Source organism: Opitutus terrae PB90-1 (genome assembly GCF_000019965.1).
In the GTDB taxonomy this organism is placed as follows: Bacteria; Verrucomicrobiota; Verrucomicrobiia; order Opitutales; family Opitutaceae; genus Opitutus; species Opitutus terrae.
In genome coordinates this window covers 1,027,143-1,053,625 of sequence record NC_010571.1, presented here as the reverse complement: position 1 = coordinate 1,053,625, position 26,483 = coordinate 1,027,143, and the positions used below count along the sequence as shown (strand labels likewise).

Sequence of the window (26,483 nt, the reverse complement as noted above, 5' to 3'; positions counted from 1 at the left end):
TGACTACTGGTTCGGAACAGGTCCCGAGCGTTTCGCCGCCGTCCTCAGCGCGGGCGACAGGCAATCACGGTTTGGTCCAGGCTTTGGCCGCCGCTCCCGTGCTTCAGGGGATCAGCGGCGGTGGGGAAGTCGAACTCGGCCAGCGGGTGGTTTTGACTGTGGTATTTAGCGGCTCCGGCGAGGGGCAGTCGTACGAATGGCGCAAGGGCGACGCGATCCTCGCGGGCGTCAATGCCGCTTCTCATGTGATTGCGGCCGCGGGCGCGATGGATGCCGGCTCCTACACTGTCACGGTGACGAATCCCGGCGGGTCCAGCACTGCGAGCACGTCTCTATCCGTCAAACCGGCAGCGGCGCCCTACATCCTCGAATCACCACGGAGTCTCGTCAGGTATGTTGGACAGCCAGCCTCATTCGGCTGCCGCGCGACTGGCAGTTATCCCCGATCGTTCGAGTGGCGCAAGAATGGAGCGCCCATCCCGGGTGCAACCGGTGAGACACTGCAATTCGCCGCTCTCACGGCCACCGATGCGGGGACATATTCGGTGGTCATCACAAACTCCCTCGGCTCGGCAACCAGCGCGGATGCCTCGCTTACGGTCAATGCGGCGGTGCCGCTGGTGCTGTCCAGCTCTGCGCCCTATCCGGCCACGGTGACCGCGGGAGGATCGGTCACCTTTTCCGTCTACATCACCAACGGTTCCTATCCCTACACCTACCAGTGGCGCAAAGAGGGACTCCCGATCGACGGCGCCACCCAATCTTCCTTCTCGATTGCCACGACCAGGCTGGAGGATGCCGGTAACTATTCCGTTGTCGTCACCAATCCGGCCGGCTCCGTCACCAGCCGGGAGGCGGCGTTGGTTGTGAATCCGCCGACCCCGGTGTCGTTCGTTCGTCAGCCGCAGGGTGTCGCAATCGTGGAGGGCCAGGACGCCTACCTGAGTGTCGAGGTGGCCGGCAGCCCGCCGTTCAGTTTTCAATGGTTCAAAGACGGTGTTCCGATATCCGACGCGACCTTGAGCAGTCTGCGGCTCACGGCGTTGCGGCAAATCGATGCCGGCAGTTACACCGTGCGCGTCACCAATCCCGCGGGCCCGTGCGACAGCAACAGCGCCGCGATCGCCGTCAGTCCCGCCATCCGTCCCTCCATCACGCGCCCGCCTGAGGCGGCCACGGTGAACTACAAGGCCAGCGTAAACCTCTCGGTGACGGTAACGGGGTCCACGCCGCTTCGCTTCCAGTGGCGGAAAAACGGAGCCGATATTCCGGGGGCCAATCAGTCCTATTTCGGGATCTACACCGCCCTGCCCGCCGACAGCGGCGACTACACGGTTGTGGTCACGAATGCCGGGGGCTCGATCACTAGTGCGACTGCTAAGATTGTCGTAAACCCGGCTGTGCTTCCGGAGATACAGACGCAGCCGGTGTCGCAGCAGGTCTCCGCGGGAGCCCAAGTGGACTTCTCGGTTGCCGCCACCTCCGCCGGGGCCGGAGACCGCACGATGGTGTGGCGGAAGAATGGCGTGCCGATCTCTGGCGCGATCTACAGCTCCTACGGCATCAACGCGGTGACCGCATCGGATGCCGGCTACTATTCCGTCGCGATCACGGGCGAAGCCGGTACCGTCATCAGCGCGCCGGCGCTGCTCACGGTCCTCCCCCCGGCGCCTCCGAGTATCACGCATTGGCCTGCCAGCCGGATCTACGCGTCCCCGGGGGACAGCGCTCGACTCGACGTCTGGGGCATCAAGAGCGCCGGGCCTCTAACATATCAGTGGTCAAAAGACGGCCAGCCGGTCGCAGGGGGCGTCTATTCGGCTCTGGAGTTTGGTCATGTTGCGCCCACGGATTACGGCGTCTATACTGTTACCATCTCTAACGCCGCTGCCGTGGTCACTTCGCCTCCGATCGTGCTTGGCCAGGAGGAGCATGCGATCCAGCGCACGACGCCGTGGGTCGATGCCGTCGCCGCTGGAGACATTGTCTATTTCCTAACGGCGGCACCGTCGCGAATCGATCGTTATGACCTGAAGCAGGAGAGATGGCTGCCATCGGTCTCTTTGACGCAAGCAGTGGCCCCGACCGCGTTCGTCCCGGCACCGGACGGCATCTACATCGCATATGGCCGCATTCTGACCCGGCGCCCCCTGGATCTGGGCAGCGAAACCGTCATCACCAATGCCCCGACCGACATCGCCCATCTCTTCACAGTCGGCGACTGGGTCTATTACTACACCATCGGACTGGCCGGTTACGGGAAGGTCCGCCGAAGCTCGCTCGAGATCGGCAGCGTGGTCGCGCTCAATGACCTCGGTAATGTCGTGTGGGCCGCCAAGAGCGGGAAGCTCTTCGCGTCCGGATACATCTACGCCAGCGGGCAACCAGAGTGTTACGCCGTCGCCGAAGATGGCGCGATCACTGAGGTGAAGAAGCCATCCAGCGGCGGAACACTGCCAGTCGGCTTGCGCGTCTACGTTTCACCGGACGAGCAGTGGGTGGCCTCCTCTTCCGGCGTGGTCAGCCGTACGGCGGACATGAGCTACCTGCGCTGCCTGGGAGATTCGTTTTCCGACCTGGGCTTCTTTGCGGATGGAACTCCGGTGTGTTTGCGCGGCCGGACACTCACGATGGTGGACCGATCGACGTTCTTTGAAACCGCCCGCGCCGATGCCGGAGTTTACGGTCTGCGCCTCTTCATCCGCGGAGACATCGCGTATGTATTCGATACCACTTCGAGTGGCTCGTCCTCTACTCCAAAAAAGATCTCGCGTACGGCCTTTGCCGCCTTGCAAGCACGCGGCACGACTAATCTGCCCACCGGACGCTATTCCGTGGACGACGCCTTCGTGGGCAGTGAAGGCGTCGTCAACGTCTTCAGTCGTTCCCTGCAGAGCTTCGTGCGATGGTCCGCCGTGACCCAGTCCTTCCTCCCGACCATCCCGCTTCCAGCCGCCCCGCTCACTGCCTTCAGTCAGCCGGGCCAGTCGCGTGTCCTGCTCGGCTATCCCAACGGTCGCCTCGCCGCGCTGTCGCTGCAGGCGAGCACCGTGGGCGAGGTGCAGATTGGAAACTCTCCCGCTCCCATCGCCCAGGTGCTTGACCTGAACGACATGCCGGTCGTCCGGACGGGTGGGGGGCATCTCATGCTGGCGACCGATGGGTCCATTCGTCACGTGGCATGGCAGACCATCTATGGCGATTACCTCGCATGGCATCCGGCCACGGGCCGGCTTTTTGCCGGCAGCCGGTCCGACGGAACCACGTATGTTACCGTCGCCCCCAGTGGAGCGATTTCAACCAACTACCCCAATGCGGGTGGATATGGCACGGCGTATCCGCCGTTGCGCATCGACGCCGAAAACAACTTGGCCGTCACCGGCAACGGGCGGATCGTTGATCTCTCAGTGCGACCGATTGGCGCGCTGGCCAATGACGTGAACGATGCCGTCTGGCTCCCCGGCGCGCTCTACACGATGCGCGAGCTGGGCGGACGAACCGAGATCCAGCGGTGGGCGCGCACGAGCTACCTACAGACCCGGCGCACGGCCGTTTCCGGCCGGCCGGTGCGCTTGTTGCGGCTCTCCGATGCGCGACTGGTGGCGATCACCACGGCGCAAGGAACCCCGATCTTCACGGTGCTCCACGAGGATCTTTCGGTGGCGGGCTCGAGCACCGGCCGCATGAGTATTCTCACCCAGCCGCAGTCGCAAGTTGCGGCTCCCGGCAGCCCCGTGGCACTTTCGGCGACGGAATTCGGCAACGCTGGCGACGTCGCCTACCAGTGGATCCGCAACGGGGCCGTCCTCCCCGGAACCACGGGCCCGTTGTTGGTGCTGGAAGCGGTGCAACCCAGTGAGGTCGGTTTGTATGCCGCAGCGGCAACGGATTTCAAATCGAGCGCCTCAACAACAGTCGCGATCGTCGGCCTGGCAATCACCACCAAGGTCGCCGGCGCCGGCGTTGAGATCGGGACGAACATCGTCCACGCAAACGGTCGTGTCTTCGATCAGATCCGCCTGGATGGTGTAGCGGCGAGCATCTCGGCGGACGCCGGGCAGGTCGCGCGCATGTCTTACGTGGATCTGGACAACGACATCGTGCAGGTGGAGTTGTCCGGGGCCGGCACGCTTTCGCTCGTGCTCACCGGCTCGTCGGGCCCCGCTGAGCCGTTGAACTATATCCAACCAGGCATTCGCTACATGAAGGGGCATGCGGGAATCGTCATCGCCGGCGCCAACGAGACCACCCACGTGTCTGTCTTCAGCGTGGGCCGGGCAAACGCAGTCAATCAGGGACTGTTCCGCGACGACGTGAGCTACGATGGGCTGGCCGATCTGGCTTACATCGCGATTCTGAGCAACGACGGCAAGTTCGGCGGACTGCGCTGCGCCAACGCCAACTTTTTCGCCACGCGCGGATGGACCGGCGTCTATGCGCCGGGGGTGCATTTCAACGGGCCGGTCTATGTCGGCGATATCAATGCATTCGACGATGCATCCGCCGTCCTGATGCTCGGCTCCGCGGGCGGCGAGACCCTCATCAATGGCGGCGATTTGGCACAGTCGAACAATCGGCCCGTGCAAGTCAGCGGCCTCACCCGGCTCAAGTTCGCTGCCGGCACGACATCGCACGGGATGTTGTTCCCCGCGCAACAAAACAAGGCCCGACTCGAACAAGCGGGCGTGGACGTGACCGCCGCGATCGTCGTCAACCCCGGCCCGTAGCGGAGTTGCCGCGGCTCGCCCCAACGACTGCCTCAAGGCTAACGGCCAAATTCTGGCAAAAGGCTTGGCCTGCCCGCGCGATCGTGTACACCGGGATCATGAACTCCGGTTGGCGATCCGTGCTCTCGGGGATCGGAGTGCGTGCCCCCCGCCAGTCCCGGCGGCGCTGCCGCAGTTGGCTCGCCACGGGTGTGGGGCTGTGGTCGTTAGTTGCCACAGCGCACACGCAGTATTGGAGCGTAGTACCAACCCCGGTCGTCGAGAGCGCCGCCGCGTATCAGTCGGCGGACATCGCCGCTGCGCCGGGGGGAATGCTCTTCGTCTCGGGCGCGCCCCTTCGGCGGCTGAACACCGACGGATCGGTCGATGCAGCGTTCAACGCCCCCGCCGACGCTCCGCTTAAGGCCGTCTTGGCCTACCCGGACGGACGCGTGCTGGTGCAATCGACGTTGTCGACTGACCTCAGCATCCGCCATGAGCTTCTGCGGCTCACCTCGACCGGCGCAATCGACAGCACCTTCGAGACCATCGCGTTGGATGCCGGTTTTGTGCAAACCGCGCACCGGCTGTCCGGCGATCGCATCCTCGTTTCGGGTACGTTCACTCATCTCAATGGCGTTCTGCAGCCCAAGGTCTGCGTGCTGAACGCCGACGGAACGGTGTGGGCGGGGTTTCAGTCGCCCTTCAACGCCACACCTGCATGGCTGGTCTCGGCATTGCCCCTCCCGGATGGGAAGATCATCGTCTACGGCGACTTCAAAGATCTTGGCCCGAACCGGCTCGGCTATCTCGCCCGGCTGGCTGCTGACGGCAGCATTGACGATACGTTCACCCTCGCGGGAGTGCTGCTGCTCGGATCGGTCACCGACGTGTTCCAGGCGGGTGAACGCCTGCTCGTCGCGAGCGGGTCGCTATGGGCGCTCAACCCCGACGGCTCGCGCGACCCGACTTTTATTCCGCCGTTCGGCGCTGTCTCGTCATTTGGGCCACTTCAAACTGACGGCAAACTCCTCTATTTGGTCGAACCAACGGGCACGTCGCGCCGTGAGCTACGCCGGCTGAATGTGGACGGTTCAGCCGACGAGAGCTTCGTCGTCGCAACGGAAAAGGCCCCGCCATACGCCGTCGTCCGCCCGATCTTGGGAGACGACGGCTGGTTCTACGTGGCCTCGGCGCTCATGGCGCCGCGACAGGCGGCGGGAATCCGCATCTCCCGAATCCGCAGCGATGGCACGATCGACGAGAGTTACCGGCCGCACCTGACGGTGCCGGCCGACATCAGTACCTTCGCACGCGCGTCCGACGGCACGTTGTTTCTCGCCGGGGATTTCGACCATGTGAATGGCCAGCCCGTCGCGTGGGAGATGGCTGAGTTGCGGCCCGACGGCTCAATCGACCCTTCCTTTGGGCCCGAACTCTCTCCCTACGAATACGCTGAGCGTGTCTGGGTTCAGCCCAGCAGCGGCAAACCCATCATCGAACTGTTCCAGCCGGGATTCCCAGGCGACTGGTTCGCGGGAGTCGTGCGGCTGAATGCCGACGGCCGTCGCGATCCGACGTTCCACAAGCTGGAGCGCTATGCCTCCCAGATCGCATTCAACAGTACTGGCCGGATCTACGCCGCCGAGGCCACGGCGAGTGGATTCCAGATCATTCGCTACTCCGCGGACGGGGTGCTCGATGCCACCTTCCCGGCCGTGCCGGCGACCAGTTCGATCTTCGCGGTTTGGCCCGACGGCAGCATGGCAGTGACAGCTCAACGCACCCCCGGCGACTCGCCGGTAAGCGCGCTGAAGCGCTATCTCGCCGATGGATCGGCCGACACGAGTTTTTCGAGCGAAGCCAGGCCTCTTCCCGACAACCTTCTCGCGCTGGTTCCGCTGCCCGACGGTCGGCTGCTGGCGATCGGAGCTACGTCGCAATCCGGCCAGTTCACCCTCAGCTACTTCCGCTACACCGCCGTGGGCGCGGTGGATTTTCTGTTCTACGGCGAGCCACTCGGCGCGAATCCGTCGCCGCTGCTGCCAGCTCACGGTCTCGAGGTCGCGGGCGTGGTTCACGATCTCCTGCGCGAGTCGGGAGCGGCCGCGCAGAGTCACCACGCGATCGAACTGCGGCTCGAATCTTCGGCCTTGAAGCTCGATGTGGGTGCAGATGGGAAACTCGTGACGAACGTCGACGGATTCTCGATCTACACGAAGACTTCCGCAGGCACGCCCACGTTCGACGCCGTGCCGGAGCCTTCAATCCCAGACGGTGGTGTGCTGAACATGGGCGGCGAGATGGTGCTCTATGCGAGCAGTGGCGGTGCGCTTCCGCAAACGCTGCAATGGCACAAAGACGGCGTGCCGATCGCCGGCGCCACGGCCAGTCACTTCAAGGTGACGACGTCGGCGGCGGGTGCGGGGAGCTACACGGTTACTGCGACCAACGCCTACGGCTCTGCCACTTCAGCGCCGGCCGGCGTCACCTACAACACCACGCCCGCCGCACCGACGGTGACCGTGGTCGATTACGATGTGCTGCCACCGGCTCGCGTGCCTTCCCCGCAACCGCCCGCAGAGCTGGTCCTCACGACCGACGCCCGTTCCTTCATCGCCACCGCAACCGGCAACCCGGTGCCAACGGTGCACTGGGAGCATAACGGACGGATCGTCCCTGCTCCGGTCGTGAACTATTTCGTACCGCCGATCGAAGACTACGATCTGGGTCCCACCAGCCGACAACGCGACATCTACATCAAAGCCGACCCGGCGGACACGGGCCTCTACACCATCGTCGCGACTAACGACCATGGCACCGTTACCTCGTCGCCGATGTTGGTGGGACTAGCCTCGACCAGAAAACTCGTCGGCGATGCGACCGAGGTCGGACCCGACACGCTGCATCCGAGTGGCCGCACCATCGACCAGCTGCTGCTGCGCGGCCCTGCGGCGGCGTTCACCGCGGATCCCGGGCAGGTCACCCGGCTCTCGTTCGTCGATCTGGATCACGATATCGTGCAAGTGGAGCTTTCCGGCGCGGGCACCGTGTCGCTAGTCCCAAGTATTCGGGACGCAAACGCGCCGCGGGCACCCGAATACTATGTGCAGCCAGGCGTCAGCTACGTACGCTGCCACGCCGGGATTGTGGTGACCGGAGCAGACGAGACGACGAACCTCTCCGTTTTCAGCGTGGGACGTGCCAACGCGTACAATCAGTCGCTGTTCCGAAGCGACGTCACGTATGACGGCGTGGCGGACATCGCTTTCGTTGCGGTTCTCAGCCGGAGCGGGAAATTTGGCAGTCTCCGCTGCGCCAACGTGAACTTCTTCGACGCGCGGGGCTTCACGGGTGTTTATGCACCCGGAGTTCGTTTCACTGGTCCAGTCTACCTCGGTAACATCGAGGACTTCACGGCAACACCTGTTCTCCTGCTGGGGGGAGCCGACGGCGAGACGCTCATCTGCGGTGGCGACCTGGAGCAGCCTGGTGGTCGCGCCGTGCGGGTGAGCGGGCTGACGCGCCTGCGGTTCGTGGATGGCACCACCTCGCAGGGCACGCTGCTGCCGGCGCAGCGCAACCACGCCCGGCTCGAACAGGACGGCGTGGACGTCACCGATCAGATTGTGGTGAACCCCTCGCCCTGAAGCTGTCGTATTACTGAAAGAGATCGAGCGATGAACTCCCGGAGCCGCATGGTCCTGGTGGTGGTGTTGCTGGCGTTGGGGCTGGCCCCGGCCCGGGCGGAGTACTGGGAGACCGATCCCGCGTTCACTGCGGTGCTCGAAAGCTCCACCCGGCCGCGGTCCGTGCAGTTGCTCGCCACGCCGAGCGGCAAGCTCATCGTCTCGCAGGACCCGGTCACAACCTACCTCAACGGTGTGCTGCGTCCTTCCGGACTGACGCGGCTGAACGCCGACGGATCGGTGGACGACTCCTTTGTGTTGGCGCCGGACGGGATTCACTGGCCACTCGTCGCTTACGCTGATGGTCGGGTGCTTGTCTGGCACACGCGCACGGAAGGCACGACCGCCGCCAGTACGCTGGTGCGGCTCAGGCCCGACGGTTCGAGCGACGCCACGTTTCATTCCCCCATCTTTGACCCGGGAACGATCGCGATCAGCGCCCAGCTGCAGGCCGGCGACCGCATCCTCCTGACGGGCAATTTTCTCACCGTCGACGGCCTCCGGCAGACCCGGCTGTGCGTGCTGAACGCCGACGGCACGGTCTCGAGTTCGTTCACGTCACCGTTTCAGGAAACGAGTCTCGCGGGCGAGTGGGAGCACTTCAGCGTGACGGTGCTCGCTGACGGCCGGTTCATGGTGGCGGGCTCGTTTGTGAATCTCGGCGCTGCGAATCTCCACGGGCTCGCGCGGCTGCTCGCGGACGGAACCGTGGACCCGACGCTCAACGCCAACGCGGTACCGTTCCCCGACCACGCAGATCCGCAACGTGTCTACCCGCAGAGCGATGGTCGGATGTTGGTGAGCTATGCCAATACCTCGATCCTCGGCCCCGGGCTGCCGCGCGGCATCCTGCGCGTGAATGCCGATGGCTCCCACGATCCGAGCTTCCATTCGGCGGTGCTCGGCGAACAGGTAATTTTCGGTCCGCAACAAAGCGACGGGAAGATCATCTACCACGCGTATGACGGACCTGCGCCCGGCGTGAAGCGACTGAATCCCGACGGCACGATCGACAGCAGCTTCGCTCTCATCACGGAGGTCAGTGTCACGATGCCCGTGCTCGCGGCCGATGGCACGTTCTACTTCGCCTCGCCGCTGACCCATGCCCGTGCGGCGGCGGATCACTGGATCACGCACGTGCTCGCCGACGGCACCATCGACGCTGCTTACCAGCCGGTGGTCCGCGCGCAGGCACGGATCACCGCGTTCGCGCGGCAGCCCGACGGCAAGCTCGTGATCGCCGGCGACGTCGACCATGTTAACGGCACGCAGGTCAGCAACGGGTTCGTGCGGCTGAATGCGGACGGCTCGCTCGACCCGACGTTTGCGCCCGCGCAAAACGGCTCGAGCGTGGTCTCACTGGTCGTGCAACCCGCCGGCAAGGTGCTCGCCACGTTCGCTCCCGGCGGCGAAGCGGGTCCCCTGCGGCGGTTCAACGCCGACGGCTCGCTGGACGCTGGCTTCCCACTGGCTACCGGCGAAGTCCAGGTCGACGCGGCCGGCCGAATCTATCGACTGCACGCCCTCACCGCTACGACTACGATGTACCGGCTCGACCGGTTCGATCCGGATGGCAATCCGGACCCCACCTACACTCCCGTGGTCGTGCCCTCAAACACCGACGACAGCGACGGGCGCGGCGTGTTCGCTGTCGCGCCCGAAGGCGCCGTGTTCGCCGTCGCACGCGCGCCGAGCATCCCGGAGGATCCGGTGCTTACCGTCTATCGTTACAAGCCTGACGGGCTGCAGGACGCCGGGTTCGAGATCCGCGAGATTGCGCTGCCCGACATCATGCGGGCGCTCGTGCCGCTGCCGGATGGCGGCGTCGTGGTGATCGGTTCGCGGCGGGGCAGTCCGATCCCTTACACGCTGTCGTTTGTGCGCTACGACCAGAACGGCCGCGGTGAGTATCGTTACGAGGGTGGGGACGTGTGGCCAACCGATCGCTTTCACACCCGCGAGGTCGGCGGCGTGCTGTACGACGCGCTGCGCGCGGTGGGCGCGCCGGCCGAGACGCGCGTGCGCGCGGACATACCGCACTCGCATTTTCCCGTGGCGGTGGAGGTGAGCGCGAATGGCCGGCTGACGGCGCTCGATCACAACGCGGGCTATCAGACCCTCGTGCAGCTGCAGCGGACGGAGCCGACCAGCCCGAGCGTCGATCCCGTGCCCAAGGTGCTTGCCTCCACGAATTCCGCCTCGGGCGCGCTCTCGGTGGGAGGCCGCGCCACGCTGGCGGTCACTGCGGGCGGACTTCTGCCCGTCACCTATCAATGGAGCAAGAACGGCGTCCCCATCGTCGGCGCGACCGAGGCGTCGTACACCGTTGCTGCGACCGGGCCAGCCGACGCGGGCGACTACACCGTGACGATCACGAATGCGCACGGAGCGGTGACCTCCGCGCCGATCGCGCTCGCCGTTACGACCACGCCGGCCGCGCCAGCATTCCTCGGCGAGTACGCGCCGTCGAATTTGTCGTTTTTGCCAGGCCAACTCAGTACCCTTTACGGGATCGGCTCGGGCAATCCGCTGCCTGCGTTGACGTGGTACCACGACGGGCTGGCCGATACCGTGCATCCGGTGACGCTGACGCCCAGCCACGATCGTGTGACGAGCGCGTTGACGATCCCGGGCGGTCTGTCCGACACGGGCTTGTACCACGTGACCGCGACGAACGACACCGGCGTTCGCTCGAGTCCGACCGTGATCGTCGGGCCGAAACTGGGGCTCCTCGGGTTGAAACTTTTCGGCGATGCGCAGGAGATAGGCCCCGACATCCGGCACCCGAACGGCAATACGTACGACCAGCTGCTGCTGCGCGGGCGCGTGGCGAGCATCACCGCCGATCCCGGGCAGGTCAGCCGCATCTCGTTCGTGGATTTGAACGACGACATCGTACAGGTGGAGTTTTCCGGCGCGGGCACGCTGACCGTGGTGCTTACGGGCGAATCAGGCCCCGCTGTCGCTTCGCGCTACAACCAGCCGGACGTCGCCTACATGAAGGGCCACGCGGCGATCGTCATCACCGATGCGGATGAAACGACCGACGTGACGATCTTGAGCGTCGGTTCGCTCACCGCGGTGAACCAAGGCCTGTTCAAGCCCACGACCGAGTACGACGGTGTCGCCGACATCGCCTACCTCGCCATTCTCAGCCGCAACACGTTCTTCGGAAGCGTGCGCGCCGGCAACGTCAGCTTCTTCGGCACCCGGGGTTTTACGGGAATCCATGCGCCCGAAGTCGCTTTCGTCGGCTCGGTATTCGTCGGCGACATCGACGCGCACGACGACGCCACGCCGGTACTGACGCTCGGTTCCTCTTTCGACACGGCGATCACCGGCGGCAATCTCGAGCAGGCCAATGGCCGCGCCGTCATCGTCACCGGTGGCGTGCGTTCGGTCCGGTTCGTGGCAGGAACCACGTCTCACAACGTGTTGCTGCCCGCGCAGCACAACCGCGCGCGGCTGGTACACGATGGCGAAGACGTGACCGACCGCATCGTGAGCAACCCCTCGCCCTAACGAGTTCGCGGTCTCCAGCGGCGCCGGTCGGCCGGCTCAGCGCCACTCGATCCATTCGGGGGAGCTGTATTGCTCCGTCAGACCGCTCACTTCGTCCTCGTTCAGCTCGGGCCAGGGCACCGATTCCGCCGGCAGCGCGAGCGCGCGGGCCAGCAATTCGGTGAAATCCTGCAGCAGCTGCTCATCGTCGAGCGGCTGTCCCAGCGCCGGCCGCCACAACGAGCCTTGGAACAGCAGCCCGTGCTTGTTCCGCTTCTGCGCGGCGCCGGCGATCTTCCTGCCGCTGGCTTCATGAATCACATCGAACAATTCGGCTCGCTCGAAGCACACGCCGGGTCCGGCGGTCGTGCTGGCGTTCGTGGCCGCTTCGATTGGCTCAGAAGCTGTGGCATCTCGCACGAGTGCGTTGGGGACAACGCGCTCCACCTCGGTGTTCTTCGTCGCGGCCGGCACTCCCTGCCGCCGCAGCGCCTCGGCGAGGCTCTCGTGGATCGCGCGATAGCTTTCAATCGCGCGCACCTCCTCGAGCGGATGTCCGCGGGGAATCACCAGCGCGAACGTCCAGTCGTCGCGATGATCCACCACGCCGCCGCCCGTCGGCCGGCGGCACAGCTCGAACGTCTCGCCCGCAGGGAGCACGCTGCGGACGAAAGCGATCTTCTGGCTGTAGCCGAACGTGAACGCGGGCGCCCGCCAGCTGTAGTGTCGGAAGCGCGGCGCAGTTGCGCGCGGATACCGCTGCAGCAGCAGGAAATCGAGCGCCATGTTTTCGGCCGCACCGCCGGTCCGCGCCGGCAGAATCTCCAAAGTCGGTTTCACCACCGCCAGCGCAAATCAGCCCGCGCGCGATGCCAAGGCTGCACTTCTGCGTTCGCGGCCCGGCTCACATGTTTCCTACTCGCGCGGTGCGATACCACGCCTGCAGCGGCCCCGGCACTCGCAGCGTCGCGAGCTGCTCCTCGATTGACTGCGGTCGCGTCGCCAACCGGCTGGCCAACGGCTCCAAATCCAGCGCCAGGGAGGCCTGCCGCTCCCGTGCGATTACAGGCGTTTCTGCACGACGGGTCGCCACGATCGGCGCCACCGCGTCAGTTAATTCGAAACGCTCGCGTACGCGAAGTCCGAGCGCATGCCGTGAGAGTAGGTCGGCGCCCGCCCAGTGAAACACGCCGGTGAGTTCGGCGCGGGCCGCCAGCTCGAGGAGCACCCGCGCGAGATTCTCCGCCGTGCACGGCTGCCGCAACTCGTCGATATAAAGCCGCGCCGTCCGGCCTGCCGCCCAATCGGCCAGCAGCCGTTCGTGCAGCGCGCGTTTGCCGCCCGCGCTGTCGCCCATCAGCAGCGGCGCTCGCACGATCGCCGCCGACGCTCCCGCGATCTCCCGCACCGCGTGCTCACTCGCGAGTTTTTGCCGGCCGTAGCGGTTGATCGGTCGCGGCGGGTCCGTGATCGAATACGGTTCACTGCGCTCGCCATCAAACACCTGCTCCGAGGAAATATGCAGGAACCGCGCCCCAAGCCGAACCGCCAGTCGCGCCAGCAGCGCGGGCAGCGCGACGTTCATCGCCTCGGACCGCACCCCGTCGAGCTCGCACACTGCGGGCTCCGAGATCGCCGCCGCATTCACGATGACCTCCGGTGTCTCGGCCTCGACCGCGCGCGTCGTCGCGGCTGCATCGGTCAAATCCAACATGCAGCGCCGCGCGAGCCCGGGCAACTCACCCCCGAATCGTCCCACCACGCCAACAACTTCCTGTCCCGACGCCGCCGCGATCCGCGCGAACGCCGAGCCCACCAATCCGGACGCGCCTGTAAGGAGAATTCTCACGGCGAAGCAGGAGCAGAGCTATCCGTGGGAGCGCGACGCCCTCGTGGCGTTTTTCTCGAACGAAGCGACGAGCGCGTCGCGTCGCCAGACGTCAAGGCCGGTGTTCGCCATTTCACGCGTCGAGCAACGCGCGCACGTGACGCAGGACTTCGCTGAGCGCGAAGGGCTTCTCGATCGTGGCCTGCCGCTTCGCCTCCAGCCAGCCCACGGGCCTGAGTGTATCGAACGTCCCCACACACAGCATTCGGAGCGCCGACGATCGCGCGTGGAGCTCGTGTGCGAGCGCCTGGCCGTCCGCGTCAGGACTCGCGATCAGCAGCTGCACTGGACGCTCCGCAGCCCGGCTGGCGGTAAGCGCCTCGGCGGTGTCGCGCACCGCCAGCACGCGATAGCCGTCGGCATTCAGCATCCCGGCGATCATCTTGCGCACGAGCTCGTCCTCTTCCACCAGGAGCAGCGTTTCGTGCCCGCGCGTGGCCGGCAGCGGCGTGGCCTTCGCCGGCGCAGTGTCGTCCTCCGCCTCGCGCACCTCCGGCAGCAGGATTTCAAACGTCGAACCCGCCAGCAACGCGCTCCGCACCTGAATGGTTCCGCCGCTCTGCTGGACCACGCCGTAAACCAGCGCGAGCCCGAGCCCGGTGCCCTTGCCCTCGGGCTTGGTCGTGAAAAACGGTTCGAAAAGATGCTTCTGTGTTTCCGCGTCGATGCCGGTGCCGTTGTCGGTCACGGTCAGGCAGACGTAGCGCCCAGGTGGAGTGTCGGAACTGCGCCGGTTCAAGCCCGGCTTGATCTCGCGATTGCTCGTGCTGATCGTGATCCGGCCGCGATCCCGCAATGCGTCGCGCGCGTTGATCACCAGGTTGAGCAATACCTGCTGGAACTGCGACGGGTCCGCGCGCACCCGGCCGATGTTTTCCGCGAGCTCGAGCTCGAGCTGACCCGCGTTGCCGATTAACCGGCTCATGATCTGTGCGTGTTCCTGCACCAGCCGGTTCAGGTTGATCACGCGCGGATCCATCGGCTGCCGCCGCCCAAACGCGAGCAGCTGCCGCGTGAGTCCTGCGGCGCGCAATCCGGCGCGATGGATCTCGCTCACCTCGCGCAGCGCCTGCGGGCGATCGGACACCTGCGCCGCGAGCATCTCGCAGTAGCCGTTGATCACCGATAGCAGGTTGTTGAAATCGTGCGCCACGCCGCCGGCCAGCCGGCCTACCGCCTCGAGTCGCTGCGTTTGCACCAGCGATTCCTGCAGCCGGCGCTTTTCGGTGGTGTCGCGATACGTGGCGATCAAATGGCTCGGGCGACCGCGCCGATCGAACACCGCGCTGAACTGCCACGCCGCGTAAAACGTGCTGCCGTCCTTGTGCAGCAGATAGCCTTCGCCCGCACAGCCGCGGCCCGCCTTCGCGCGGCGGAACCATCGCTCCACTTGATCGAAATCGCTGCCGTCCACGTGCAGCATCCATTGCGGATGTTCTCCCAACTCCGCTCGGGTGCGGCCCGTCATGGTGCAGAACGCATCGTTGGCGAAGAGAATCTTCAGCCGGACGGGCGGCGCACAGATGCGCGACAGCACCACGCCGTCGGTCTGCGCGGCGAGCGCGGCCGCGAGCAATGCTTGCGGGACGGGTTTGGCCGCGGGGGCCCGCTTGCGCCGCGCGGTCTTCACGGCGCCAGCCGTTCGATCACCCAGCCACCGTCGCTCTCGCGCCGATAACGCAGGCGGTCATGCAAGCGACTGCGCCGCCCCTGCCAGAATTCCACCGTCTCGGGATTCACGCGGTAACCGCCCCAATGCGGCGGCACTGGCACGACTTGGCCGGCGTATTTTCGCTCGACCTCCTTCATCGCCTCGTCGAGGGCCCGCCGCCCCGAGACGATCGAACTTTGTGGCGACGCCCAGGCTGACAACTGGCTCGGCAGCGGCCGGCTGTGAAAATACGCCTCCGATTCTTCGCGCGATACTTTCGTCGCGGTGCCTTCGACGATCACCTGCCGCTCCAGCGCCAGCCACGGAAAGACGAGGCTCACGTACGGGCTCAGCTCGAGCTCGCGGCCCTTGCGACTGCTGTAGTTGGTGAAGAAAACGAATCCGCGGCCGTCCACGCCCTTGAGCAACACCGTGCGCGCCGACGGCCGGCCCTCGCGCGTCGCGGTGCACAGGGTCATCGCGTTCGGTTCAATGGTTTTCGCCGCCTCCGCCTCCTGGAACCATTTCTCAAACTGCCGGAACGGATCGCGCGAGAGATCCTTCTCGGCGAGGCCGGCGAGACAGTAGTCTTTGCGCAAATCAGCCAGGGACATGTGTGCCGCGACCATGGGCCGCGCGCGCGCGGGTGTCAAAAGTCAACTGTCGCCGCCACGGGTGACCACGCCGGCGGACCGTTTAGCTTTGTCCTGCATCGCCGGGGCGTTATCCGTTGTTCCAACACATGGCCCTTTCCACCTACATCGATCAGCAGAGCGAGCGGTTGCTTGCAACGCTGCGCCGGCTGGTGGCCGTCCGCACGGTCAATCCACCCGGGGAAAACTATGACACGATCACCGCACTGCTCACGGCCGAGCTCGACGCCGCCGGGCTGACCGCGCGCCGGTTCCGGGTTCCGCCGGCGTTGATGCGCCGGTTCCTGCCACCGGAGCAGCACTCATTTCCGCGGTTCAACGTACTCGGCAAGCTGCGCACGCCCGGCGCGCGGAAGACACTCCATTTCAACGCGCACTACGATGTCGTGCCCGTCTCGGGCGCGTGGCGGCACGGCGATCCGTTCAGCGGGAAGGTTGAGCGCGGTTGGATTTATGGCCGCGGCACATCGGACATGAAAGGTTCGATGGCCAGCTTGCTGCTCGCGTTGCGCGCGCTGCGGGCGACGGGCACTCGGCCCGCAATGAATGTGGAGGTGTCCTTCACCGCCGACGAGGAAACCGATTCCGAGCTCGGCGCCGGCTGGCTGGTGCGCCACGCACCGATCAAGCCCGATTACGCGATCGTGATGGAGGGTGGGGAAGGCGGCCACATCGGCTGCGGCCACAACGGCGTGGTCTGGCTCGAGGTCACCGTCCAGGGCCGCGCCGCGCACGGCTCGCAACCCGAGGATGGCATCAACGCGTTCGAGAAAATGTCTGCGCTGGTGCTCGCCCTCGAATCCTACAAACGCACGCTCGCCCGCCGCACGTTCGTCACGCCGGAGGGGCGGATGATGCGCGCGACGATCAACGTGGGTGGCGTCTTCTCCGCCGGTCCGGGCGGGAAGATCAACACCGTGCCCGCCGAGGCGCGGTTCTCGATCGACCGGCGGGTGCTCGCTACCGAGGATCACGCGAAAGCCGAGCGCGAGTTGCGGGCGTTCCTTGCCGCGGCCGCGCGCAAAATCCCGCAGTGCCGAATCAGCATCGCCAAGGTCTCGGAGAACTTCGCGTGCTTCACCTCGCCCAGGCACCCGTTCTTCGCGGCGATGGCCCACAGTGTCGGCCGCGTGCGCCAGGAGGAACCCTCGTTTCACGTTTCCACCGGATTCAACGACATGCACTTTTTTGTGCATCACCTGAAGATCCCGACGATCGGCTACGGACCCGGTGGCAAGAACTATCACGCGGTCGACGAGCGCGCGTCGGTGCGCGACTTGCTGAACACCGCCAAGATTTACGCCGATCTGCTGACGAATTTCGCCGGCTGATCGCACCATCAGCGGGTGGCATGCGTTGCCGTCAACGCGTGCAGGCGTGCCGAACCATCGTGAGGGACCGCAGCGTGGCGCCGGCTACGCCACGCCCTGCCGGATCATGTTCACCGCGATCGCGGCGAGCAGGAGCGAGATGATTTTCGAAATCGCCCGCATCCCGGTCGCGCCGATCAGCCGGCCCAGCTTGTCGCTGTAAGCGAACGCCAGCACGATCAGCACGAGATTCACCGCCAGCGCCGCCAGCGAAATCCACACGCCGACCGTCTGCGCCAGCAGGATCAGCGTGGTAATCGACGCCGGACCGGCGATCAGCGGCATCCCGAGCGGCACCACGCCGAAATCGTCAGCGAGCTTCGCCGGCGCCTCGGCCGCCGAATGCATGATGTCGCGCGCCGCGATGATGAATAGGATCAGACCACCCGCGATTTGGAAGTCGCTCGCGGTGATGCCCAGCGCGCCGAAAATCGTCTGCCCCAGCAACAGGAACAGCAGCGCCACGCCGCCACCGGTCCAGGCCGCCTGCCGCGCGATCCGCCGCCGCTGTTCCAGCGGAACGCCCGTGCCCAGCGCGAGAAAGATCGCCGCCAACCCGATCGGATCGATGGCGACGAACAAGGGGATGAAGGCTTGAAGAAATTGACCGGCAAACTCTCGCATGGCGCCACTGTGCGCAGCGCCCGGCGTGAAAGCAAGGGCGCGACCCTCGCGGCTTGCGCTACTGCAGCAGGTTAGGCACCCGCGCCCGCCGCAAACGCGCGCAAGAAAAACCCGACGGTCCACCCCGCGACAGCATGGCCCATTATCCAATGGATAACCGGCGGTTATTTGCGGAGCCCTTTCGAGCGACGCCCTTTACTCCCTTTGCGGTCGCCCGAAGAATCCCAGCATGGTTCGATCATCCCCTGATCGGGCGCCAGCTGCCGTCTACCCCCGCGGCGCAGCGGCTCTGCCCAAGACTGCTGCATTTCGTCTCGCCTTCGGCCTCACGCTCGCTCTCGCGGGCGGTACCGGCCGGCTTGCGGCCGCGGACGAACCCGCCCCGCAGTCGAGCGCCAGCTGCCTCGAGTGCCACTCCGACGAAACGCTCACCGAACGCCGGCCCGACGGCACCAAGGTTTCCCTCTTTGTTTCCGCGGACAAAGTCGGCGCCTCGGTCCACGGTTCGCTCGAATGCGTCGACTGCCACGAGGGCATCGACGGCGAGGCCTCACCGCATCGCAAGCAGCGCGTCGCGGTGGATTGCTTCTCCTGCCACGACGATACCGCGCCGAAGCACAAGTTTCACTCGCGGCTGCAGCTGGACCCGCGCCCCGAGGGCAAGGACACGTCGTGCACGGAATGCCACGGCACGCACGAGGTGCAGCGCGTGAAGTCGCGCGACTTCGCGATGTCGAAGCCCCGGCTGACCGAAGGCTGCGGTCAGTGCCACGCGCAGGCCCGCGACCACTTCGTCGCCTCGGCGCACGCCCGGCCCGCCGGCAACGCCAACCCGCCGCTCAACTGTCTCACTTGCCACAAGGATCCGCTGATCGCCGCGAAGGAACCGGCATCCATCGCGGAACAAAAACTCGCCCAAGCCAAGCTCTGCGAATCGTGCCACGTCGAGAAACCCGATGTCGCCAGCCAGGTGCTCCGGCAGACGAAGTTCGTGGCGTCCTTCGACCAGAGCGTGCACGGTGCCGCGCTCCACGCTGGCAAACAGGAAGCCGCCACCTGCGTCGACTGCCACGGCGCGCACGAGATGAATCGCGCGATCACTACCGGCGCGCGGATGAACAAACAGCACCAGTCGGCCACCTGCGCCAAGTGCCACGAGGAGCAGGCGCGCGATTTCGATTCGAGCGTGCACGCCGCCGCCTTGCGCAAGGGCAACGCCGACTCCGCCGTCTGCACCGACTGCCATGGCGAACACGACATCCGCGGCCACAAGGATCCGACCTCGCCGGTGCACGCGAGCAATGTCGCCCAGCAGGTCTGCGCCAGCTGCCATGACTCACTCCGGCTCACGCAGAAATACGGGCTCTCGTCCCAAACCTTCCAGACGTTCTCCGACAGTTACCACGGCTTGGCTGCGCGTGGTGGCGCCGTCGAGGTGGTGAACTGTGCCAGCTGTCACAGCGCGCACGCGATCAAGTCCTCGCTCGATCCGACCTCGACGATTCACAAGTCCAATCTCGCGCGCACCTGCGGCGAGTGTCACCCCGGCGCAAACAAGCGCTTCGCCGTCGGCGCCGTGCACGTCAGTCCCCAGACCGCCGATGCGAACGACGCTAACGCCCGCGTGCTCTACTGGGTCGCAACCATCTACGTGTGGATGATCGTGCTGATCGTCGGCGGCATGGCGCTGCACAACCTGCTCGACTTCTTCAAAAAGATCCGGCGCAAGCTCGCGATCCAGAAAGGGCTCATCGAGCCCGAGCACGTCGCGCACCGGCTCTATCTGCGCATGACGGCCCACGAACGGTTTCAGCACGGCGCGCTCGTCATCAGCTTCGTCCTGCTGGTGGTCACCGGCTTCATGCTGCGCTATCCCGAAGCGTGGTGGGTCGTGGGCATCCGCAACCTCAGCGCGCGCGCCTTCGAGTGGCGCAGCCTGATTCATCGGATCGCCGGCGTGGTGATGCTGGTCGCCGGCGTGTGGCACGTGGGTTATCTCGCGTTGTCGCCCGCGGGCCGTTCGCTCCTCCGCGATCTGCTGCCGCGCTGGCGCGACGTCACCGATCCCTGGAAGGTGCTGCGCTACAATCTCGGACTAAGCCCGACGAAGCCGGAGTTCCCACGGTTCAGCTACATCGAGAAAGCCGAGTATTGGGCGCTCGTCTGGGGCACCCTGCTGATGGGCGTGACCGGCATGATCCTGTGGTTCGATAACACTTCGATGGGCCTGATCACCAAGCTCGGCTTCGACGTCTCGCGCGCGATTCACTTCTACGAGGCGATCCTCGCGACGCTGGCGATCATTGTCTGGCATTTCTACTTCGTGATCTTCAACCCGGACGTTTATCCGATGAACCTCGCCTGGCTCACCGGCCGGATGTCCGAGGAGGAGCTGCTCGAGGAGCATCCGCTCCAACTCGCCGACCTCAAGGCGGCCGAAGCCGCGCAGAAGAATTCTCCCGCAACGCCGCCGGAAAATCCGCCGCCACCCGCGGCGTCCTGATCCGCACCGCATCTGCTCGCTGGTTGGGCGGGGTCTCCTGACCCCGCCGCGACCGGCAGCGGTCGCATCGCCGACTCGCCTGTGCCTCGCGCCGACTTTGTGTCATAAAGCCGCCGCAGCGCGTCGGGCCCGGCATTTACCGAGGTTTCACCTCTTGTCCGAGCGGAGCGGACCGATACCTTTGAGGTAACCCCGAACCCCCTTCCGAAAGGAGGATTTTATGAGCGCGATCAAACTACATCTGGAACAGGCGGAGCGCGATGCCGTGGATCGGTTTGCCAGCTCGTTGAAAGTTTCGGCTGAAGACATCGCCTATGCCGCCCTCAACCGCCTCATGCTCGCCTGCGCCGACGCGGAGGTGTGTCGCGACATTACGGAGACACGTGAATGGCGGCGCCACAACCTGCCGCTCTGGAGCGACTCGGCGTGCTCGGTGCACGCCTACGAAGGCAAGGCCGACGAGGAACCCACGCCTTGCCGCCGCATCGAAGCGTAGCGCGCGCGTGCAGCGGCCCGGCCGCCACGGAGTCATCGGGGCGCAGCCTGCTGCGCCCTTTGTCTGCGCTCAGGCCAGCGCGTCGAAGAGGATTTCCGCCGGGTGCAGCGCGTGGCGCCCGGTGCCATCCCGGATTTGATGCCGGCAGCTCGTGCCGGCGGCCGCGATGATCGTGTCGGACGCGGCGGCGCGCACCGCGGGAAACAGCACGAGCTCGCCGATCTGCTGCGAGAGCGCGAAGTGTTCCTGCTCATAACCGAACGCGCCCGCCATGCCGCAACAGCCGGACGGAATCGTCCGCACGCGATAGTTCGCCGGCAACTGCAGCGCAGCCATCGCCGGCGTGAGGGACGAAAGCGCCTTTTGATGACAGTGCACGTGCAGCAGGACCGTGCGCGCCGCGGTGGTGAACGCCTCGCACGCAATCCGGCCCGCCTCGGCCTCGCGCGCGATGAACTCCTCGAAGAGCAACGCATGCCGCGCCAGTCGCTTTGCCGCCTCGCGCAGCGCCGCCGGCACGAGGTCCGGATACTCGTCGCGAAAACCGAGGATGGCTGACGGCTCGATCCCGATCAGCGGGCTGTCGGCGCTCACGAGCGGCGCGAGAAGCTCGACGTTGCGGATCGCCAGCTGGCGCGCCGCGCGGACGAAGCCCTTTGAAAACTGCGCGCGCCCGCTGTCCACGTGATCGGGGATGACGACTTCGTAGCCGAGCCGACGCAGCACCTGCACGGCCTTTATTCCGATCGCCGCGTCCTGGTAATTCGTGAACTCGTCGCAAAACAGCCAAACCCGCCGCCCGGAACCACCCACGCTTCGCCTCGCCTCGACCCCGCGAAACTTTGTGACACCTGTTACACTTTTTCGTTCGAGCGCGGGCGAAGTAGCGGACGACTCACGTCGTCGATCCTCGGAAGGATGAGGGAGATTCCGCGCATACCAGTGCCGCAGCGTCATCGGCGGCAGCTCGGGGAGGCTGCGCTCCGGCGCAAAGCCGACCAATCGCTTGAGCCAGCGACTGAGCACCGGCTGCGTCACAAGCGTGTTGTGCAATCCCGGCGCGAACGCCGCCAGCCGCATGATCCGGGAAAAATTCGCGACGAGCCGCGTTCGCCACTTCACGCCCCGCGCATCGTGGTAGTGTTGCTGCCACTCCGCCTTCAACCGCGTGAGGTCCACGTTTGACGGGCACTCCGATTTGCAGCCCTTGCAGGAAATGCAGAGCTCCATCACCTCGGCAATCTCGTCGCTGTCCCACGGCTGCGCTGGATCGCGCGGATGCGTAAGCATGTGCCGTAGCATATTCGCGCGCGCCCGGGTCGTATCGCGTTCGTTGCGCGTCGCCATGTAGCTGGGACACATCGTGCCGCCCATCAGGTGCGACTTCCGGCAATCGGCCGAGCCGTTGCATTTCTCCGCCGCGCGCAGCACGCCGCCCGCGGCGCTGAAGTCGAAGATCGTTTCATACTCTGGCGCCGGCTCGCCGGGGCCGTGGCGCAGCGACGTGTCCATCGGCGGCGCATCGATGATCTTGCCCGGGTTCAGCACGCCCGCGGGATCGAACACCGCCTTCACTTCGCGCATCAGCGCATAGCAGTCGTCGCCGACCATGAACCGCACGAATTCCCCACGCAACCGGCCGTCGCCGTGCTCGCCGCTAAGCGAGCCACGATACTTCTTCACCAGCGCCGCCACGTCCGCCGCCACGCTGCGGAAAAGCTTCACGCCCTCCGGCGTCTTCAGGTTGAACAGCGGCCGCGTGTGTACCTCGCCTGCGCCAGCGTGCCCGTAGTAAACACAGTCGAGTCCATACTTCCCGCGCAGCAACTCGTCGAACTCACGCAGATAGTCCGGCAGATCGGCCGGCGCCACGGCCGTGTCCTCGACGTTCTCGCGCGGCTTGGCGTCGCCGGCGACGTTGCTCATGATGCCCTGTCCGGCGCGCCGCAGCTCCCAGACTCGCTGCACGTCGTCACCCCATAGCACGGGAAACGCGTAGCCGAGCCCCGCCGCGCACAGCTCACTTTCCAACCCCGCCAGCTCCGCTTCGATGTCCGCGCGCGTGTCGCGCCGGATTTCCACGACGAGGATCGCGCCGGGGTCACCCTGCACGAAGAAGCGGTTGCGTGCCTGCTCGAGATTTTCCTTCGTGCACTCGAGCACGTGACGGTCGATGAGCTCCGCCGCGCTCGGCCGGTGCCGCAACGCATGCAACATCGCCCGCAACGCTTCCTGCACGCTCGCAAAGTGCGCGCACATCAGCGCACCGGGCGGCGGCAGCGGATCGCAATCCAGCTCGAACTCCACGCCGAGAAACAGCGTGCCCTCGGACCCCGCGAGCAGCCGGCACAGGTTGAACGGCCGCGGCGACGCCGGATCGAACACCGCGCAGTCCGCCAGCGCATCCAGCGCGTAACCGGTATTGCGCCGCACCACTTCCGCCTTTGGAAAATGCTCCCGAATCAGCCGGCGGTTTTTCGCCCTACCGAGGAGTTCCCCCACGCGACGGTAGATCCGCGTTTCGAGCGAGTCGGGCGCGGCGCATTTCGCCGCAAACTCGACCGGGGTGAGCGGACCGAACGTCACCTCGCTGCCATCGCTCAGAAATCCCCGCGCGCTCACGAGGTGATCGCGGACCGAACCGTAGACGAGCGAGTTGGAGCCGCAGGAGTTGTTGCCGACCATGCCGCCGATCATCGCGCGGCTCGCCGTCGAGGTCTCGGGACCGAACAGCAGCCCGTGCGGATGGAGCGCGAGATTCAATTCGTTGCGCACGACGCCCGGCTGCACCCGCGCACGCCGCCCCGCGGCGTCGATCGCGACGATCCGGCTAAAGTGCCGGCCGAGGTCGACAACGATGCCGCTGCCCACCACCTGGCCCGCGAGTGACGTGCCCGCTGCGCGCGGGATCAGCCCGAGCCGATGCTCGTTCGCAAAACGGACGAGCGCGCGCACATCCGCGTCGGTCCGCGGCAACGCCACTGCCGCCGGCAGTTCCTGATACTCCGATGCGTCCGTCGCGTAGAGCAGCCGCATCGTCCGGCCGGTGTGCAGTTCGCCGGCAAACTCGCGCGCCAGTCGGGCAAAATCGGCAGGGGAGGGCACGCGTCACGAATGCGCCACCGCAGCCCCGTGTTCAAAGCGGAAAACGCATCGTTGCTGGTCGCGCCGGAGGTGAGCCTACCCGAACAGCTCGCGGGTCGGGTGGCATTTCGCTGCCGCCAGGGAGGTGCCGTACCTTTGCCGGCTTCTCCCTCAAAGTGCTACCAGCCGCCCGCCGCTGCAGCGGGCGGCGTGAGACCGCCTCACTGCCAGTTCAGCACCAGCCGGGTGAAATATGCGGTGTCGAGCCGCTCCACGCCGGGGCCCGGCTGGCTGTTGTAATCGTTGCTGACGCCGATCCGCAGCTTCCACTCCGGCGCGGCCAGCGGGATTTCGTAGAAGGACTCGTGCGTCAGCCGGTAGTTGCCGAAATCCTCGAACGTCGGCACGAAGGCCACCCGGTTCACCAGCTTGGAATTCGTGAACTCCCACTCGTGATTGACGCCGAGATCGAGACCGGCGCTGCTGACGTCCTCTGCCACCGGGTCGCCATAGCCTTCATACCGGTAGGAAATACCCGCGCGACCTGTCAGCGTGTGCTTCGGCTCCTTGATGAAATCGTAGCCCAGGCCGAACGCGGCGATGTTGTAGAGATCGATGTCCTTCACGCGATCGAATCCGCCTTCGTCGCGCACATACCACGATTTGCGCCCGGCGAAATTGTTCTGGTAATCGACGCCCGCCTTGAACTGATCGGCCGCTTTCTGGCCGTCGGCTACCTGCCGGTCATACGCGGTGTAGAACTGCAGCGTGTCCTGCGGCGTCTTCAGCACCGCGCGCGCGCTCACCGCCGTGCCGATCTGCTCCTTGTTGCCGGTCTTGCCGGTGATGTCCACTGCCGCCTCATAGGTCCAGTGCCGGCGAAGCGCGGCCGTTTGCGGATCCTCGTCCCCGGCCTGCCACGTGGCGGCGACCTTGTCGACACTCGTGGTCAGCTGGCCATCGGCGCCGGTGATTCGCAGCGCGCTGCCCTCGCTCGTGACGGTCCCGCTCAGCACCGTGCCGCTCGCGAGACGCACCGACACCGGCTGGTCCGTGGTAATCCCCGTCACCTCACTCTGCTTGATCGCGAGATCGCCCGCGTAGTCGGTTTTCACCAGCACGGCTCCGTCGTCGATCTTCACGACGGTGCCGACGATGCGGGCACCATTTTTGGTTTCAACGACGTCCGCGGAAAGGACGGCGGGCAACAGGCCGAAAGCGGCCGCAACGGACAGAATCCGGCGCAAACGAAGGGAAGGTTTCATGGGCGGCGATAACTCAATGGTTGAGCATTGTCCGCAGACGGTTACGCCGGTTCCCTGCACCCGCTGCTCGACAACGCCGCGGACGCGGGATTGCCTCGCGACATCGATGTCCACGCCCGTCCAACGCCCCGCCTTGATCGTCGCTGATCGTTGGGCGGAATATCAGCTGCTCGACTGCGGCGACGGGATGAAACAGGAGCGCTGGGGCTCGTTCAGCCTCGTGCGGCCCGACCCGCAAATCGTCTGGCCGCGGCACGGCGTGGCGCCCGGCGCGCGCTGGGAGAACTGGGACGGCTTTTACCACCGCAGCGACACCGGCGGCGGCCGCTGGGAGTTTCGCCGCGAGCTGCCGGATCACTGGAAAATCGGCTACGCGCCGCTCGGACTCACCTTCAAGATCCGCCCCACCTCGTTCAAGCACACCGGCTTGTTTCCCGAGCAAGCCGTCAATTGGGATTGGTTTAGCGAAAAGGTCCGCGCCGCGCGCAAGGCGGGTCGTGAAGTTTCCGTGCTGAACCTGTTCGGCTACACCGGTGCCGCCTCCGTGGCCGCCGCGAAGGCCGGCGCCAGCGTCTGCCACGTCGACGCCGCCGAGGGGATGGTCAAGTGGTGTCGCGAGAACGCCGCGCTCAGCGGATTGGCGGCGGCGCCGATCCGCTACATTACCGACGATTGCCTGAAATTCGCCCGCCGTGAACTGAAGCGCGGCCGCCGTTACGATGCGGTCATCATGGACCCGCCCACCTACGGCCGCGGCAGTTCGGGCGAACTCTGGCGGCTTGAAGATCACCTTTGGGAGCTGCTGCTCGAGTGTCGCGCGCTCCTCAGCGAGCAGCCGCTGTTTTTTCTGATTAACGCCTACACCGCACGCCTATCCCCCACCGTCGTGGCCAACCTGCTCGCGGAGCTGTTCGACGGTCGGCCGGGCGCCATTTCCGCCGGCGAAGTGGGGCTGCCAATTCAGCGGGATGGCAAGATCCTGCCCTGCGGCATCTATGGTCGCTGGGAAGATTCTGGCTCCCCCAAACCTGGTTGTTGTTAGATTCTCGCGCA

14 protein-coding genes are annotated in these 26,483 nt (G+C 65.8%); 7 read left to right on the top strand and 7 right to left on the bottom strand.

All coding sequences use genetic code 11. The features are described from left to right. Positions 1-98: 98 nt before the first annotated feature. The 3 genes from OTER_RS04310 to OTER_RS04300 all read left to right on the top strand — a co-directional run bounded on the left by OTER_RS04310 (position 99) and on the right by OTER_RS04300 (position 11,917). Positions 99-4,727 carry an immunoglobulin domain-containing protein gene (locus OTER_RS04310; RefSeq protein ID WP_237702440.1) on the top strand — a complete coding sequence of 1,543 codons (4,629 nt, stop codon included), beginning with the start codon at positions 99-101 and terminating at the stop codon, positions 4,725-4,727. Between the two features lie 98 nt (positions 4,728-4,825). Further along, a complete protein-coding gene (locus OTER_RS04305; protein ID WP_012373679.1) occupies positions 4,826-8,356 on the top strand; it encodes a methyl-accepting chemotaxis protein in 3,531 nt (1,176 codons plus the stop codon). Positions 8,357-8,386: 30 nt separating this feature from the next. Continuing rightward, a complete protein-coding gene (locus tag OTER_RS04300) occupies positions 8,387-11,917 on the top strand; it encodes an immunoglobulin I-set domain-containing protein (RefSeq protein ID WP_012373678.1) in 3,531 nt (1,176 codons plus the stop codon). A gap of 36 nt (positions 11,918-11,953) precedes the next feature. On the opposite strand, the gene OTER_RS04295 is transcribed toward OTER_RS04300, so the two are convergent. The 4 genes from OTER_RS04295 to pdxH form a co-directional block, all read right to left on the bottom strand. After that, complete coding sequence (locus OTER_RS04295; RefSeq protein WP_237702439.1) at positions 11,954-12,736, bottom strand: lipoate--protein ligase family protein; 783 nt, start codon at positions 12,734-12,736, stop codon at positions 11,954-11,956. 64 nt (positions 12,737-12,800) lie between these two features. Beyond that, positions 12,801-13,745 (bottom strand): SDR family oxidoreductase, encoded by a 945-nt coding sequence (locus tag OTER_RS04290; protein ID WP_012373676.1) that lies wholly within the window; start codon positions 13,743-13,745, stop codon positions 12,801-12,803. A gap of 112 nt (positions 13,746-13,857) precedes the next feature. Then, positions 13,858-15,414: an ATP-binding protein gene (locus tag OTER_RS04285; protein ID WP_012373675.1), complete on the bottom strand. Its 1,557-nt coding sequence runs from the start codon at positions 15,412-15,414 to the stop codon at positions 13,858-13,860. Further along, positions 15,411-16,049 (bottom strand): pyridoxamine 5'-phosphate oxidase, encoded by a 639-nt coding sequence (gene pdxH, locus OTER_RS04280; RefSeq protein WP_044891557.1) that lies wholly within the window; start codon positions 16,047-16,049, stop codon positions 15,411-15,413. Before pdxH ends, OTER_RS04285 begins: the two co-directional genes overlap by 4 nt. Positions 16,050-16,177: 128 nt before the next feature. On the opposite strand from pdxH, the gene OTER_RS04275 reads away from it, so the two are divergent. After that, the gene (locus OTER_RS04275) at positions 16,178-17,419 is read left to right on the top strand and encodes a M20 family metallopeptidase (RefSeq protein ID WP_012373673.1); all 1,242 of its coding nucleotides are present in this window, start codon (positions 16,178-16,180) and stop codon (positions 17,417-17,419) included. An 84-nt stretch (positions 17,420-17,503) separates the two neighbouring features. On the opposite strand, the gene OTER_RS04270 is transcribed toward OTER_RS04275, so the two are convergent. Then, a complete protein-coding gene (locus OTER_RS04270; RefSeq protein WP_012373672.1) occupies positions 17,504-18,082 on the bottom strand; it encodes a MarC family protein in 579 nt (192 codons plus the stop codon). 229 nt (positions 18,083-18,311) lie between these two features. Between OTER_RS04270 and OTER_RS04265 the strand changes: the two genes are divergently transcribed. Together OTER_RS04265 and OTER_RS04260 are read left to right on the top strand one after the other, a co-directional pair. Continuing rightward, complete coding sequence (locus OTER_RS04265; protein ID WP_012373671.1) at positions 18,312-20,585, top strand: cytochrome b/b6 domain-containing protein; 2,274 nt, start codon at positions 18,312-18,314, stop codon at positions 20,583-20,585. Between the two features lie 220 nt (positions 20,586-20,805). Beyond that, positions 20,806-21,081 (top strand): hypothetical protein, encoded by a 276-nt coding sequence (locus OTER_RS04260; protein WP_012373670.1) that lies wholly within the window; start codon positions 20,806-20,808, stop codon positions 21,079-21,081. Between the two features lie 69 nt (positions 21,082-21,150). Here OTER_RS04260 and OTER_RS04255 read toward each other — a convergent pair whose 3' ends face one another. Next, a complete protein-coding gene (locus OTER_RS04255) occupies positions 21,151-24,186 on the bottom strand; it encodes an FAD-binding and (Fe-S)-binding domain-containing protein (RefSeq protein ID WP_012373669.1) in 3,036 nt (1,011 codons plus the stop codon). 200 nt (positions 24,187-24,386) lie between these two features. After that, the gene (locus OTER_RS04250; protein ID WP_012373668.1) at positions 24,387-25,430 is read right to left on the bottom strand and encodes a DUF481 domain-containing protein; all 1,044 of its coding nucleotides are present in this window, start codon (positions 25,428-25,430) and stop codon (positions 24,387-24,389) included. 106 nt (positions 25,431-25,536) lie between these two features. Between OTER_RS04250 and OTER_RS04245 the strand changes: the two genes are divergently transcribed. After that, positions 25,537-26,472, top strand: coding sequence for a class I SAM-dependent methyltransferase (locus tag OTER_RS04245; RefSeq protein ID WP_012373667.1), 936 nt, complete (start codon positions 25,537-25,539; stop codon positions 26,470-26,472). The last annotated feature ends 11 nt before the right edge of the window (positions 26,473-26,483 follow it).

What these genes read in the sequence shown, in the direction of transcription:
- OTER_RS04300 (WP_012373678.1), top strand. Translation starts at nt 8,387, where the DNA reads ATGAACTCCCGGAGCCGCATGGTCCTGGTGGTGGTGTTGCTGGCGTTG.
- OTER_RS04270 (WP_012373672.1), bottom strand. Translation starts at nt 18,082, where the DNA reads ATGCGAGAGTTTGCCGGTCAATTTCTTCAAGCCTTCATCCCCTTGTTC.
- OTER_RS04305 (WP_012373679.1), top strand. Translation starts at nt 4,826, where the DNA reads ATGAACTCCGGTTGGCGATCCGTGCTCTCGGGGATCGGAGTGCGTGCC.
- OTER_RS04250 (WP_012373668.1), bottom strand. Translation starts at nt 25,430, where the DNA reads ATGAAACCTTCCCTTCGTTTGCGCCGGATTCTGTCCGTTGCGGCCGCT.
- OTER_RS04265 (WP_012373671.1), top strand. Translation starts at nt 18,312, where the DNA reads ATGGTTCGATCATCCCCTGATCGGGCGCCAGCTGCCGTCTACCCCCGC.
- OTER_RS04260 (WP_012373670.1), top strand. Translation starts at nt 20,806, where the DNA reads ATGAGCGCGATCAAACTACATCTGGAACAGGCGGAGCGCGATGCCGTG.
- OTER_RS04245 (WP_012373667.1), top strand. Translation starts at nt 25,537, where the DNA reads ATGTCCACGCCCGTCCAACGCCCCGCCTTGATCGTCGCTGATCGTTGG.
- OTER_RS04275 (WP_012373673.1), top strand. Translation starts at nt 16,178, where the DNA reads ATGGCCCTTTCCACCTACATCGATCAGCAGAGCGAGCGGTTGCTTGCA.
- pdxH (WP_044891557.1), bottom strand. Translation starts at nt 16,049, where the DNA reads ATGTCCCTGGCTGATTTGCGCAAAGACTACTGTCTCGCCGGCCTCGCC.